This window comes from Janthinobacterium sp. CG_23.3 (assembly GCF_046115965.1).
Lineage (GTDB): Bacteria > Pseudomonadota > Gammaproteobacteria > Burkholderiales > Burkholderiaceae_D > Janthinobacterium.
Genome location: NZ_JBJXIB010000145.1, coordinates 1 through 14,557, shown reverse-complemented (window position 1 = coordinate 14,557; position 14,557 = coordinate 1). Strand labels below are relative to the sequence as shown.

Sequence of the window (14,557 nt, the reverse complement as noted above, 5' to 3'; positions counted from 1 at the left end):
GGCGGGGCGGTTTTGGTGGCATGCACGCATGATGCGTTATCCACGATTCGTTTACAACAACTTTCTACGCTGTACGCTCAGGCTGAATAGTCACCTATTCGGTACCATTTTTATCGTCCTGCTGCCGGGTCCGAATTCGATGTATGTGCTCAGCGTGGCGGCGCAACGCGGCGTGCGCGAGGGCTATCGCGGCGCCTGCGGCGTCTTCGCCGGCGACTTTGTGCTGATGGTGCTGTCGGCCTGCGGCGTGGCCTCGCTGCTCAAAGCGAGCCCCACCCTGTTCCACCTGGTCAAGTACGTCGGCGCCGCCTACCTGTGCTGGATAGGCTTGCAAATGCTGCTGGGCTGCTGGCGCGCGCTGCGCGCCGGACCGGCGCTCGCATCGAGCGAGGCGCCGCTGCCGCGCGCCAGCAACCCCTTCCGCAAGGCGCTGGTGATCAGCCTGATGAACCCGAAGGCGATCCTGTTCTTCATCTCCTTCTTCATCCAGTTCGTCGACCCGCAATTCGGCAAGCCCTTGCTGTCGTTCGGCCTGCTCGGCATCGTCTGCGAAATCATCAGCTTCGCCTACCTGACCGCCATCATCTTCATCGGCGTGCGCCTGTCGGCGGCGTTCCGGCGCCGGCGCCGCCTGTCGGCCGGCATGTCCGGCGGCGTCGGCACGATGTTCATCGGCTTCGGCGCGAAACTGGCCAGCGCCACCCTGTAAATCGATCGAGGAGCAGCGCATGACCGAGGCCGAACTGCGCCAACGCTGCCACACCGTGCTGGCGGGCCACCGCGTGCCGACGCCCGCCGCCAGCTTCGCCGCCATGGCCGCCTGGTGCGAGGCCAACCAGGTCGAGCACGACAACTACGGCGACGGCGCGCTGATCCAGGCGTTCGAGGCCAAGGTGGCCGAGCTGTTGGGCCTGCCGGCGGCGGTGTTTTGCGTCAGCGGCACCATGGCGCAGGTGACGGCGCTGCGCCTGGCCTGCCAGCAACGCGGCAGCCGCCTGGTGGCCCTGCACCCGACCGCGCACATCCTGCGCCACGAGCGCGGCAACCACCAATTGCTCGACCATTTCCAGGCGCTGCAAACGGGCGACCCGCACCGGCCCTGGACGGCCGGCGAGCTGCGCGCCATTCCCGACCGGCTCGGCGCCGTAGCCCTGGAATTGCCGATGCGCGAAATCGGCGGCCAGTGCCCCAGCTGGGAAGAGCTGGGCGATATCAAGCGCCACTGCCGCGAGCGCGGCATCCACCTGCACATGGACGGCGCGCGCCTGTGGGAGGCGGCGGCCGGCTTTGCGCAACCGCTCGACGCCATCGCCGCCGGTTTCGATTCGGTCTACGTGTCGCTGTACAAGGGCATAGGCGGGATGGGTGGCGCGATGCTGGCCGGCGGCGAGGAGTTCGTCGCGCTGGCGGCCGAGTGGTTCCGCCGCCAGGGCGGCAACGTGCTGCACCGCACGCCGTACGTGGCGGCCGCGGCGATGCAATTCGACGCCCGCCTGGCGGCGATGCCGGCCTATTTCCGCCGCACCGAATGGTTTTACGAGGCGTTGCGCGACTACCCGCGGCTGCGGCCGAACCCGGCGCGGCCGCAGGCGAATATGTTGCACCTGCACCTGCCGGTCAGCCGCGAGCGCGCCACGCTGGTGCGCAACCAGATCGCCGAGCGCCACGGCGTCTGGCTGTTCGGCCGCGCGGCCAACGCCGCACTGCCGGAGCACAGCGTGATTGAATGGTACGTCGGCGACAACCTGCTGGCGATGCCGGACGCGCGCGTGCGCGAGATATTGCAGTGGTTTTCCGACGCGTTGTAGACAAACAGCCGGGGCTTGATTTTTAGCGTTGTTGGCCCACCAGGTTAGCGGCGGCACAAGTAAAAAGGACACCCCGAGGGGTGTCCTTTTCATTGGGCCGGCGGAGTTCAGTCCGGCCGGCCCGCCTGGTCAAACGCCGGCGCGTTGCCGGCGTTGCAGCGGCTTAAAACTTGTAGTTGTAAGCCACGCCAAGCAATTGCAGACGGGTCTGGTATTGGCCGCGGGTGGTTTCACCGTTGCCGGTGCAAGCAGGGTTGATCGGCGAGCAGGCGTTGGTGTAGTTCATGTTGGCATCCTTGAACTGCAGGAAGCTGTAGGCCGCGTCGATCGAGGAGTTGGCGCTCAACTTCCAGTTAGCGCCCAGCGAGAATTGGTAGCGGTCGCTGTCCGGCAGCGCCGGGTGGGTCAGCTCCGGGCTGCGGGTCGGCGCCTGGTCGTAGGCGAAACCGCCGCGCAGCAGCAGCTTGTCGCTGTAGCGGTAGTTGCCGCCCAGCGCAAGCCGGTAGGTGTCGTTCCATTCCTGGCGGATGCGCTCGGCGCCCTGGGCGGTCGGCGGAAACTGGATGTCGAGGTTCTGCAGGCGCGAATTGCGGGTCCAGGTCAGGTCCGCCATGGCGGCCCATTGCGCGTCGATCTGGTGGAACACGTTGACCGACAGCGTTTCCGGCGTGCGCAATTCAACCAGCGCTTCGGAGTTGACCTTGCCCGAATTGGCCGACAGGAATTGGTTGACCGCGGCGTTGTTGCTAGCGTTGGAGAAATCCCAAATGGTTTTGCCGGTCAGCTTGTGTTTGACCGACGAGCGGTACGCCACGCCGAAGCGGGTCGACTGGTTCGCCTGGTACAGGTAGCCGAGGTTGTAGCCGAAGCCCCAGTCGTCACCGTCCATCGAGGCGTGGCCGTCGCCGGCGTTGCGCAGCGCCAGACCGGCGGCGCCGGCCGCGGCCAAGCCTTCGCGCTGGGCGATGCCGCGCAGGAACGCCGCCGAGCCGGCCGGCGCGAATTGGCCGAGGAAGCGCACGCCGCCCGGCACGTCGACGGCCTGGGCCAGTTCTGCCTTCATGTATTCGGCGCTCACGCCGAAGCCGAACGAATGGTGCTGGTCGAGCTTGAAGGCAAGCGACGGGTTCAGCGCGATCGATTCGAGTTTGATGCTGGTCAGCGCGTAGCGGCCGGTCCAGGTGTTGCCGTAGTCCAGCTTGGCGCCGTAAGGCACGAACAGGCCGGCGCCGACCGACCATTGCTCGTTGATCTTCTTGCTGGCGTAGATCGACGGCGCCACCACCACCTCGGGCGTGTAATCCTTGGCGGCGGTGCCGCCGGTGGAAGCGCCGGTGTAGTTGACGGCGGGTACGTTGAAGCGGTTCGAACCGGTATCGGTAAAGGTCGAGTGCGGCACGACGACGGTGGCGCCGCCGGAGAACTGGCTACCTTCCAGGCGGCTCAGACCGGCGGGGTTGTAAAACACGGTCGAGGCGTCGTTGGCTTCGGCGGCGTTGGCGTCGGCCGTGCCTTGGCTGGCCACGCTTTGCGAACCGAAACGGTAACCGGAGGCGTGGGCGGTGGCGGACATCGCGCCCAGCGCGCTGGCAATAATCAATGGCAGGTACTTGTATTTCAAAATGAGTCTCTCTTTGTTGTAGTGGCTTAAATACGCCGGTCATTTCAATGGCCAGAACCGCAGTGAATTCGTACGCGGAACACATTGGGACCCTGGAAGGCTCAAGCATACAACATTCCCAAGAAACGAGCGAGCGCTCGTTCTTTTTACCAAGATGTAGAATTACGCTTCTGCAACCGCTCGATAAGACGTGCCTAGCGGCAACAAAGATTCTATCAAGAACCGTTTTTGCATTAATTCCAGCATCGCGTCGGCCGCCACCGGCCTGGAAATCAGGTAGCCCTGGACCTCGTTGCATTGCAGCGCGCGCAAGATCTCCAATTGCTGCTGGGTTTCCACGCCTTCGGCCACCACGCCCATGCCGAGCGCGTGCGCCATCGACACGATGGCGCGGATGAACACCTCGCCCTGCTTCGACTTGCCCAGCTCCAGGGTGAAGGCGCGGTCGATCTTCAAACCGTCCATGGCGAATTTTTGCAGCTGCGACAGCGACGAGTAGCCGGTGCCGAAATCGTCGACCAGCAGGCGCACGCCGTGGGCGCGGATCGCCGCCAGTTGCGCCAGCGCCCCGCCCTGCTCGCCCATCATGGCCGATTCGGTGATCTCGACCTCGATCAGGCGCGGCTCGATGCCGTAGCGCGCCAGCGCCACCGCCAGCACGCGGTCGACGTCGCCGCGGCCGAACTGGTGCGCCGAGACGTTGATCGACACCGGCACCAGTTCCTGGCCCAGGGTCTTCCAGCGCGCCTGCTGCAGGCAAACCTTGTCGATCACGCAGGCGCCCAATTGCGCGATCAGGCCGCTGCTCTCGGCCACCGCGATGAATTCCAGCGGCCCCACCAGGCCCTGCTGCGGATGGTTCCAGCGCACCAGCGCCTCCATGCTGCACAACTCGCCGGTGAGGGCGTCCACGCGCGGCTGGTAATACACGACGAATTGGTCTTGCTCCAGCGCCGCCAGCAAGTGTTGTTCGATGTCGCGGCGGCTGCGGATCACCTCGTACAGCGCCGGCTGGTAAAAGCGGTGGTGGCCCTTGCCGGCCTGCTTCACCGCATACATCGCGATGTCGGCGTTCTTGAGCAGCGTCTCGGGATCGGCGCCGTCGCGCGGGTACACGCTGATGCCGATCGAGGCGCCCAGCTTGTGGCGCTCGTCGCCGGCCAGGAACGGCTCCTCGACGGCGGCGGCGATGCGCTCGGCCACGCGCGCCACGCGCGCCTCGTCGTCGACCGGGTCGAGCAGCACGACGAACTCGTCGCCGCCCAGGCGCACCACCCGGTCGCTCGGCCGCAGCACCGACTGCAGGCGCCGCGCCGCCGCGCGCAGCACCTGGTCGCCCTCGGCGTGGCCCATGCTGTCGTTGACGCATTTAAAACCGTCCAGGTCGATGAACAGCAGCGCCAGCATGTTGCCGCCGGCGCCGGCGCGGGCCAGCGCGGCCGGCAGGAACTGGCTCAGCCAGTGGCGGTTCGGCAGGCCGGTCAGGCCGTCCTCGTTGGCCAGCCGTTGCAGTTCGGCCTCGTGCGACTTGCTGCCACTGATGTCCTGCAAGGTCACGGCCAGGCGGTCGCCGCTGCGCACCAGGCGCCGGCGTATCCAGCGCAGATTGAAGGGATTGCTCTCCGGCAGCTCCACTTCGCGGTCGGAAAAACCCGACGCCATCGCCTCGCGGTAGGCGGCGATCAGGTCGCGGAAGTACGGCTCGCCCGCGCGCGCCTGCAGGCGCATGCCCAACAAGCGCTCGCGGCTGACGCCGAAGAACAGCGCGCCCGGCTCGTTGCAGTCGAGCAGCTCGAAGTCGCAGATGGCGCCGCTGGCGTCGCGGATCGCGCCGACGATGTAGAAGCCGTCGCTGGTGCCCTCGGTTGCCATGCGGTAGGCGTTGCGCATGTCCTTGGACTGCTGCTGGCGCCAGGCCAGGCGCACCGACAGCACGCTGGCGATCGCGGTAAACACCAGCAGCAGGCCGCTGACGGCGCCGGCGATACCAATATAGATACCGCGGGTTTCCAGGTACGGGCGCAGCACCTCGGACGCGGCCAGCCCGATGACGGCGGTGAATGGATAGGTCTGCAGCGCCTGCCAGCCGAGAAAGCGGCTTTGCTTGTCGGCGAAGGCGACCCGGCCTGCCGACAGGATCGCGCCGCTGTCGCTGTCGAGGAAGGCGGTGTCGAAAAACGGCGCGCGGTTCAGCGCCACCGCGGCGTTGCCGACGCGGGCGCTAAACAGCGCGCCGTCGCCGCTGACCATGGCCGACAAGCCGTGCCGGCCGAAGTTGAAGCTGTCGTAGAACTGCGACAGATAGCCCGGATCGACCGCCACCACGACCACGCCGTTGAAGGCGCCGTTGGCGTCCTCCAGCCGGCGGGTGAAATGAATCAAAGGCGCGCCCGCCACACCGCCCTGGCCGCCCATGCCGATGCGCACCTCGTTGCCGCTGTCGCGCAGGTGCTTGAGCAGGTATTCGGCGTTGTCGAGCGCGCGCAGACGGGCGAACGGCACCGTGGCCGTCAGCGGCCGGCCGGCGGCGTCGAGGATGGCCACGGCGGCATACTGCGGCGCCGCGTACAGGCCGTTCTTGCGCGCGTCCTCCAGCCGCAGCGCGCCCTTCGCATGCTCCCAGTCGTATTTCAGCTCCAGCGTCATCTGGTCCATCTGTTCGAGGGTGCGGCCCAGGGTGTGGGCGTAGGCCTTCGACAGCGACGCGGCGCTTGCCAGCGCGTGCTTTTGCGCCAATTTTTTTTCCGCCTGCAATTGCAGCAAGGTGGCGGCCCACAGCGACGACAACAACAACAGTCCGACCAGCGGCCACACCAGGATCAGGCGCAGATTGCCCCTTACAAATGTAATTTTATTCATTTCGATTATGGTTTTGCCTGCCGTTCACGTTGCTCACGTTGAAACGGCGAAGCGGGAGGTGAGTGCATTTTTGCCTATATTGCCGCCAGGACACGCAAACTATCACGAACTGATATCCAATTGTAACAACATTGTCATATTATCCAACAAAACAGCAAAATACGCCGCCCGCCAGACCCGGCGGGCTAGGTTACAATCTCGGTTTGTTGGGAGTGCCGATTTTTGTCGGTCGGGTTAGCCGGAACGGCGCAAGCCGACCGACGACGCGCTGACAGTCCGTTGGAGAATACATGCAGCAATACAAAGAATTGATCAAGACGGTGCTCGACACCGGCAGTTGGCAACACAACCGCACCGGCATCCGCACCCTCAGCGTGCCGGGCGCGATGATGCGCTTCGACCTGAAAAACGACGGCTTCCCCGCCGTGACGACCAAGAAGCTGGCGTTCAAGTCCGTCATCGGCGAACTGGTGGCGTTTTTGCGCGGCTCGCGCAACGCCGCCGAGTTCCGCGCGCTGGGCTGCAAGGTATGGGACCAGAACGCCAACGAAAACGCGCAATGGCTGGCCAACCCCTACCGCGAGGGCGAGGACGACCTCGGCCCGGTGTACGGCGTGCAATGGCGCGGCTGGCCGGCCTACAAGCTGATCGACGCCGCCAAGCCGCTGCAAATCGCCGACGCCGAAAGCAAGGGTTTCCGCGTGGTGGCCCCGGTGCAAGAGGCGGGCGTGACCAAAGTACTGTTGTACAAGGCGGTCGACCAGTTGCGCGAATGCCTGGACACCATCATTAACGACCCGGGCAGCCGGCGCATCCTGTTCCACGGTTGGAATCCGGCCGACCTGGACGCGGTCGCCCTGCCGGCCTGCCATTTGCTGTACCAGTTCATTCCCAACGCCAGCACGCGCGAAATCTCGCTATGCCTGTACGTGCGCAGCAACGACATCGGCCTGGGCACGCCGTTCAACCTGGCCGAGGGCGCCGCGTTGCTGCACCTGGTGGCGCGGCTGACCGGCTACACGCCGCGCTGGTTCACCTACTTCATCGGCGACGCCCACATCTACGAAAACCACATCGACATGGTGCAGGAGCAAATGACGCGCACGCCCTACCCGGCGCCGCGCTTCGTCATCTCCGACCGGGTGCCGGACTACGCCAAGACCGGCAAGTACGAGCCGGAGTGGCTGGAAAAGATCGAGCCGGGCGACTTTACGCTGGAAGGCTACCAGCACCACGCGCCGATCACGGCGCCGATGGCGGTGTAGCCGCGGCGGCGCGGGCGGCAAGGCGCGCGCACACTGCGCGCGGAGTGGCCGCCCATCCAGGCGAGTCTATTGACCTTCGACAGACCCAAGTCCGGCGCGTCCTCCGTCTCAATTTATTCATTGTGCTCGCCACCCCGCAATTCTCGCCAGGCCCGCCGCGCCAAACACGCCGCGGGCCTTGCCCATTTATGGCAGCGCTGGCGTGTTCTCGCCGAAATACTCGTGGGAGTCGGCGTTGTCGGTAGCCTTGGCGGGGTCGCTGATGGCCAGACTGGCCGCGGCCGATTGGCCGTAGGCCCAATCGTCGGTGGCGGCGACGACGTTGAAATGGCTCATTTCATGCACCAGCGTGCCGCCCTTGGAATCGGTGCCGCTCATCGGCGCGCCCCAGAATGCGTTGCAGACGTAGATTTTGTACGGCTGGGTCGGGTACACATAGGCGAAGTAGGATTCCTTGCAGCCGCAATCGACCGTCACCGCCTTGTTGTTGAGCGCGTCCTTGATAGCCGCAAAGTGCGATTTCACGGTTGTGTAGCGCGTCGAATTGTTCACGCCGAACCACTTGGTGTAGCGCGTGCCCGTGTTGCCGGCCGCCATGTAGGCGTCGCCGGCGCTGGCCATCGTTTTCGCTGCGGCGATGGCCGAGCTGACGGTGGTCTGCTGCGACGTGGTGCACTGGCTGAACGACAGGCTGCCGGCCAGCTCGTAGCTTGGGGCCGCCTTTTGCGTCGAGGTGCCGCGCGGCAGGTTGCCTTCGACCCACACCGCCAGCGGCTCCGATTGCAGCGTGTCGGCCCGCTTGTCGTCGCCGGCGCGTTCGCGCGCCTCGCCCTTGCTGAACAGACTGTACGACTTGGTCGCGAAGCGGATCGAATAGTTGCCGGTGACGCTCATGTTGTACAGAGAGGACAATTCAACCGTCGCCGTGTGGGACTTGCCTGGCTGGAGCACGAAGTAGTCGGCCGAGGTCGGCGCCGCACGTTTCACGTGCTTGCCCTCGTAGGGCACCTGGACGCCGTCGCGGGTCACGTCGAACAGCGATTCCTCGATGGCGGCAAACGGCGTGTGCCACTTCAGCACGTACTGCGGCGCCGCCGAGGTGTTGGTCATTGTCACCCGCACCACCACGTCGTCGGTATTGCCCAGCGATTGCTTGTCCATGCTGATGCTTGCCACCACGCCGTTCGAGGCTGCGCTGGCACTAAAGCAAACCGCCGCCGCAACGACCGAACCACCAAACTTGACCACATGATTCCAATTCATCCGTGTCTCCCTGAAGTGTGTGATTTCTGAAAATGAACCAGCCCGTCGGCAACTTGCATTAGGCCGGCTCATGCATACATCCTCACACATTAATTAACTTAAAGTAAACATTGATTAAATTGAAAAGTGGCACTTTTTTCGAATTCTCAACGCTTTTATCGCTTGCGGACAGCGCCGTGGCGACATGACTGAAGATAATATAAAGATATGGACAAAATGCGAGGAAATGTCCATATTTAGACTTTTCCAGCGGGGCTTCTGTCGGCGTCATCCTGGCGCGGCGGCGGCGTTTCGTATGGCACAATGCAGCGTATGCCCCAATCGCGACAGGAGGATGACTTGAACCAATTGATAATCGCAACGCTGGTCGGCGCGGTGTGCTTGCTGCTCGCCCCGATGGCCGCGCTAGCACGAGGAAACGGCATGACTGGATTTACCGAAACGCTGACGGTAACGTCGAGCCAAGGACGGGTACTGGTGAACGTCCTGCTCGACAATCGCAGCGGACAAACGGTGTATGTGCCGCGCGCCATCGCAAGCGAAAAGCAATTGCTCGGGCGCTTGTTTGAGATCCGCGACACCGTAACCGGCGAGCCGGCCGACTACCAGGGCAGGATGGTCAAACGCGGCGCGCTGACGGCAGACGACTATTTGACGCTGAAGCCGAAGGCGACGCGCCGCAATACCATCGACATCACCGACAGCTACGCCTTCAAACAGGGGACGCATACCTACCAGCTGAGGTATGACGGGTATTATTTGAAAGACTTGAAGGGGCTAGCCCAGGGCGTGGCGGCGCAGACGCCGGTTGCGGTTCCCCCGGCGACCTTCACGCACAGCGGCGAATAAAAAAGCGGGGTGGCCGCCCAGCCAGACGGCCACCCCGCACCTGCTCTTGTTGCCGCAACATCCTTTACAACGGCGTATCAAGACATCGTCCCAGGTTCATGACCCGGAGTAAACGGCGATTTCATTAAAAAGACACATCTTTTCCGAATTAACAACGGTTTCATTGCCCACGTTATTGGGGGAGCAGGCCGTTGCGGCGCGCCAGCGCCAGCCAGCCCGGGTATTCGGTCATCAGCAGGTCGTAGAGTTCGGCGTCGCTGTGTTCGTCCGGCGAGCTGACGGAGAAGTAGTCGGCGTTGTCGATCAGGCGACCGCTGAGGTCGTCGAGCTTTTCGAGGAAGGGGAAGTCGCTGGCGCTGAAGGCCGAGAGTTTTTTGCTCTTCGATTTGCGCCCTTTGCCGATTCCCATGAATTGCCAGAATATCGCCTCGTTACTCCCCCAACGCAGTTGCTTTTCGGTCAGCGGCTGGTCGCTGGTGCCGCCGTCGGTCAGGAACATGACGTAGACCGGCAGCGCCGCGGCCACCGGCTTGCTGCGCTCGCCCCCGGCCGCGTCCGGGAAGTAATGGGCGCGGATCGCTTGCATCGCGCGGCCGTAGCGGGTGTCGCCTTCCAGCGGATGGTGCTCGATGGCGTGCTTGACGTAGCTGGTGCAGTTGCTCAAGCTCATAGGCGCGGGCCGGTGCACGTCGCGGCCAAACAGGAAGACGTCGATGTCGCCGTCGTCGTCGAATTGGCAGCCCAGCGCCAGGATGCGTTCGGCGAACCGTTGCACCAGCCCGTCGCGGTACAGTTTGCCCATCGAGCCGGAGATGTCCAGGCACAGGCAGACTTTGGCGCGGTGCTGGCCCAGGCCGGCTTTTTGCAGCGACACCCCGGCCTGTTTAACCAGGTCGACCAGTTGCGGCGCCTCGCGTTCGACCCGCTTCTCCAACGAAATCCGGGCGGCCGGGGCCGTGGCCGCAGCGGCAACCGGGGCGGCCGCGGCGGCGCTCGGCTCGGCCACGGCGCCGCCAAAGTGCCGCACCAGCGCGTCCATGCCGCCGTTGAAGCCCTGGCCGACGGCCATGAAGCGCCATTGTCCGTCTTTACGGTACAGCTCGCCCAGCATGACCGCCCGCTCCTGCGCGAAGTCGGCGCCGCGGAAGGCGAAGCGGGCCGTTTCGCGGCGCCCGTCGAGCAGGCGCAGGTAGCCGGTGTCGAGGTGCGCCATGCTGCCTTCGCCGTCGATGGTGGCGGCGACGACGATGCGTTCGACGCCCGCCGGCAGCCGCGCCAGCTGGAACCCGAAGCCGGCGTCGTCGCCCGGCAGCGTTTCCAGCTGCACCCCGCCGCACGGCGTGAGCGGCTGGTTGAAGAAGGTCATGTAGCGCTCGTCGGACAACTTACCGGCGGCGTCCAGCCCGAAGCAGGCGAAGTCGAGCGCGAGTCCGTGTCCGGCAAGGCCGAGGTGCAATGCGCCGCTGGGTGCCGCCTCGGCGATGCTCAGGCGCTGGCCTTTTGACAGGGTTTGCATGTTGGCTCCGGTGGGTTGTCTGGGTTAATTGTATCCATGGGCGCGCCATCGCTACGGCACGCTGCCGCGTATGGTACATCGGCGCGGCGGTATCCGCTTTACCGCATAGCAAGCGCATTGATGCGGATCGAAAACTCCGCTGCGCGCCGTCCGGGAGGATTAACATGGCATGCGCATCAAAATGACCGATAATACCGCTCGCAGACCAGCCGGCCATCGTGCCCCCCGCACGCGGCTCTCCGTTTCACTCTATATATAATCGATATGACACAGATCACTATCATTGTTGCCACCGACACCCAGGGCGGCATTGGCATCAACAACGGCATGCCCTGGCGTTTGCCGGAGGATATGGCGCATTTCAAGGCGCTGACGACGGGCCATCCCGTCATCATGGGCCGCAAGACCTTCGATTCGATCGGCAAAGCGCTGCCGAACCGGCGCAATATCGTGATCACGCGCAACGCGCAGTGGCGCCAGGACGGCGTCGAGGCGGTCGCGTCGTTGCCCGAGGCGCTCGCGCTCGTCGGCCAGGCGCCCGCCTTCGTCATTGGCGGCGCGCAGATCTACGCGCAGGCGCTGGAATTCGCCGACACCTTGGTCATCACGGAAATTGGCCAACGTTTCGACTGCGACGCGTTTTTCCCGCAGCCCGACGCCGCCCTGTGGCAGGAAACCGCGCGCGCGCAGCACCATTCCGAGAAGGCGGGATTGGATTACGCTTTCGTCACGCTGCGCCGGGTTGGAAATTATCTCGCCGCTTAGCGGCGTTTTACCCGTAGTTGCTAATTTTTTCACCGGATTGCCGTCATTTCTGCGAGAATCCGGTTTTTATTTTTTCGGCGCATTTTTGCGGCGAGCCGCCAGTCCCGGCCGATGCCATTGGACTGGCTTTTCCCTTTGGAGACTTCCATGAAATTTCGTTTCCCTATCGTCATCATCGACGAGGATTTCCGTTCAGAAAACACGTCCGGCCTGGGCATTCGCGCCCTCGCCGCCGCGATGGAAAAAGAAGGCATGGAAGTGCTCGGCGTGACCAGCTACGGCGACCTGTCGCAGTTCGCCCAGCAGCAGTCGCGCGCCTCGGCGTTCGTGCTGTCGATTGACGACGAGGAGTTCGGCGCCGGTTCCATCGAGGAAACCGACCACGCGCTCAAGTCGCTGCGCGCCTTCGTCGAGGAAATCCGCTACAAGAACGCCGACATTCCGATCTACCTGTACGGCGAAACCCGCACCTCGCGGCATATCCCCAACGATATCTTGCGCGAGCTGCACGGTTTCATCCACATGTTCGAGGACACCCCGGAATTCGTCGCCCGCCACATCATCCGCGAAGCGAAGTCCTACCTGGACGGCTTGTCGCCGCCGTTCTTCCGCGCGCTGGTGCACTATGCCAACGACGGCTCCTACTCGTGGCACTGCCCCGGCCATTCCGGCGGCGTGGCCTTCCTGAAGTCGCCGATCGGCCAGATGTTCCACCAGTTCTTCGGTGAAAACATGCTGCGCGCCGACGTCTGCAACGCCGTCGAGGAACTCGGCCAGTTGCTCGACCACACCGGCCCGGTGGCCGCGTCCGAGCGCAACGCCGCGCGCATCTTCAACGCCGACCATTGCTATTTCGTCACCAACGGCACCTCGACCTCGAACAAGATGGTCTGGCACTCGACGGTGGCGCCGGGCGACATCGTCGTCGTCGACCGCAACTGCCACAAGTCGATTTTGCACTCGATCATCATGTGCGGGGCGATTCCGGTGTTCCTGATGCCGACCCGCAACCACCTGGGCATCATCGGCCCGATCCCGCTGGAAGAGTTCACGCCGGAAAGCATCGCCCGCAAGATCGAGGCGAACCCGTTCGCCCGCGAAGCGGCCAACAAGAAACCGCGCATCCTGACCATCACCCAGTCGACCTACGACGGCGTGATCTACAACGTCGAGACCTTGCGCGAAATGTTGGACGGAAAAATCGACACGCTGCACTTCGACGAGGCGTGGCTGCCGCACGCGACCTTCCACGACTTCTACAAGGACATGCACGCGATCGGCAAGGACCGCCCGCGGGCCAAGGAATCGATGATCTTCTCGACCCAGTCGACGCATAAGTTGCTCGCCGGCCTGTCGCAGGCCTCGCAAATCCTGGTGCGCGAATCGGAGTCGGTCAAGCTCGACCAGGACGCCTTCAATGAAGCCTACCTGATGCACACCTCGACCTCGCCGCAATACTCGATCATTGCCTCGTGCGACGTCGCCGCGGCGATGATGGAGGCGCCGGGCGGCACCGCGCTGGTCGAGGAATCGATCATCGAGGCGCTCGACTTCCGCCGCGCGATGAAGAAAATAGACCAGGAATGGGGCAAGGACTGGTGGTTCCAGGTCTGGGGTCCGGACACCTTCGCCGAGGAAGGCATCGGCGAGCGCGACGACTGGATGATCCGCGCCGAGGACGACTGGCACGGCTTTGGCAACCTGGCCAAGGGTTTCAACATGCTCGACCCGATCAAGGCGACCATCGTCAACCCGGGCCTGTCGCTGGACGGCAAGTTCGGCGACACCGGCATTCCGGCCTCGATCGTCACCAAGTACCTGGCCGAGCACGGCGTCATCATCGAGAAGTGCGGCCTGTACTCGTTCTTCATCATGTTTACGATCGGTATCACCAAGGGCCGCTGGAACACCCTACTGACCGCGCTGCAACAGTTCAAGGACGACTACGACAAGAACCAGCCGATGTGGCGCATCCTGCCGGAGTTCGCGGCGGCCAACCCGCGCTACGAAAAAATGGGCCTGCGCGACCTGTGCCAGCAGATCCACGATTTCTACAAGGCCTACGACGTCGCCCGCCTGACCACGGAAATGTACCTGTCGGACATGATCCCGGCGATGAAGCCGTCGGACGCGTTCGCCAAAATGGCGCACCGCGAAATCGACCGCGTGCCAATCGACGAACTGGAAGGGCGCATCACCTCGATCCTGCTGACGCCGTATCCGCCGGGCATTCCGCTGTTGATCCCGGGCGAGCGCTTCAACAAGACCATCGTCGACTACCTGCGCTTTGCGCGCGACTTCAACGAGCGCTTCCCCGGCTTCGAGACCGACGTGCACGGCCTGGTCAAACGCGAAGTGGACGGCAAGCGCGGCTACTTTGTCGACTGCGTGCGCCTGTAACTTCGCGGGCCGGTAACGCTCACGCTCAAGCCAAGGCACAGCGCCGGGTCGGACCTTCAGGTCCGGGCCCGGGGCGACGCCCTTGGTGTGAGCGACGGCGCCGGCTCGTTCGCCCCCCCTAGGAGTCTGCGCGGCAGAAACTGATGCAATCGGAATGGGGACGAGGTAAACTTGTCGAATGACGACGAGCTACCTGCCCTACAATCAGCAT

General features: G+C 64.0%; 10 protein-coding genes. 6 read left to right on the top strand and 4 right to left on the bottom strand.

Annotation, left to right across the window (positions count from 1 at the left end):
• The first annotated feature begins 31 nt into the window (after positions 1–31).
• Together leuE and ACFDR9_RS24055 are read left to right on the top strand one after the other, a co-directional pair.
• Positions 32–709, top strand: coding sequence for a leucine efflux protein LeuE (gene leuE, locus ACFDR9_RS24060; RefSeq protein WP_409032594.1), 678 nt, complete (start codon positions 32–34; stop codon positions 707–709).
• A 19-nt stretch (positions 710–728) separates the two neighbouring features.
• A complete protein-coding gene (locus ACFDR9_RS24055) occupies positions 729–1,808 on the top strand; it encodes a threonine aldolase family protein (RefSeq protein ID WP_409032593.1) in 1,080 nt (359 codons plus the stop codon).
• A gap of 163 nt (positions 1,809–1,971) precedes the next feature.
• On the opposite strand, the gene ACFDR9_RS24050 is transcribed toward ACFDR9_RS24055, so the two are convergent.
• Both ACFDR9_RS24050 and ACFDR9_RS24045 read right to left on the bottom strand, forming a co-directional pair.
• Complete coding sequence (locus ACFDR9_RS24050) at positions 1,972–3,429, bottom strand: OmpP1/FadL family transporter (RefSeq protein WP_409032592.1); 1,458 nt, start codon at positions 3,427–3,429, stop codon at positions 1,972–1,974.
• Positions 3,430–3,591: 162 nt separating this feature from the next.
• The gene (locus ACFDR9_RS24045; protein ID WP_409032591.1) at positions 3,592–6,288 is read right to left on the bottom strand and encodes an EAL domain-containing protein; all 2,697 of its coding nucleotides are present in this window, start codon (positions 6,286–6,288) and stop codon (positions 3,592–3,594) included.
• 290 nt (positions 6,289–6,578) lie between these two features.
• On the opposite strand from ACFDR9_RS24045, the gene ACFDR9_RS24040 reads away from it, so the two are divergent.
• Complete coding sequence (locus ACFDR9_RS24040) at positions 6,579–7,553, top strand: thymidylate synthase (protein WP_409032590.1); 975 nt, start codon at positions 6,579–6,581, stop codon at positions 7,551–7,553.
• A gap of 186 nt (positions 7,554–7,739) precedes the next feature.
• On the opposite strand, the gene ACFDR9_RS24035 is transcribed toward ACFDR9_RS24040, so the two are convergent.
• The gene (locus tag ACFDR9_RS24035) at positions 7,740–8,816 is read right to left on the bottom strand and encodes a M35 family metallo-endopeptidase (RefSeq protein ID WP_409032589.1); all 1,077 of its coding nucleotides are present in this window, start codon (positions 8,814–8,816) and stop codon (positions 7,740–7,742) included.
• Positions 8,817–9,155: 339 nt separating this feature from the next.
• Between ACFDR9_RS24035 and ACFDR9_RS24030 the strand changes: the two genes are divergently transcribed.
• Positions 9,156–9,665, top strand: coding sequence for a hypothetical protein (locus ACFDR9_RS24030; protein ID WP_409032588.1), 510 nt, complete (start codon positions 9,156–9,158; stop codon positions 9,663–9,665).
• A 172-nt stretch (positions 9,666–9,837) separates the two neighbouring features.
• Here the strand turns inward: ACFDR9_RS24030 and ACFDR9_RS24025 are convergent, their stop codons facing one another.
• Positions 9,838–11,181, bottom strand: coding sequence for a VWA domain-containing protein (locus tag ACFDR9_RS24025; protein ID WP_409032587.1), 1,344 nt, complete (start codon positions 11,179–11,181; stop codon positions 9,838–9,840).
• Positions 11,182–11,445: 264 nt separating this feature from the next.
• Between ACFDR9_RS24025 and ACFDR9_RS24020 the strand changes: the two genes are divergently transcribed.
• Together ACFDR9_RS24020 and ACFDR9_RS24015 are read left to right on the top strand one after the other, a co-directional pair.
• The gene (locus ACFDR9_RS24020; RefSeq protein ID WP_017875782.1) at positions 11,446–11,946 is read left to right on the top strand and encodes a dihydrofolate reductase; all 501 of its coding nucleotides are present in this window, start codon (positions 11,446–11,448) and stop codon (positions 11,944–11,946) included.
• Between the two features lie 147 nt (positions 11,947–12,093).
• Positions 12,094–14,346 (top strand): arginine/lysine/ornithine decarboxylase, encoded by a 2,253-nt coding sequence (locus tag ACFDR9_RS24015; RefSeq protein WP_017875783.1) that lies wholly within the window; start codon positions 12,094–12,096, stop codon positions 14,344–14,346.
• The last annotated feature ends 211 nt before the right edge of the window (positions 14,347–14,557 follow it).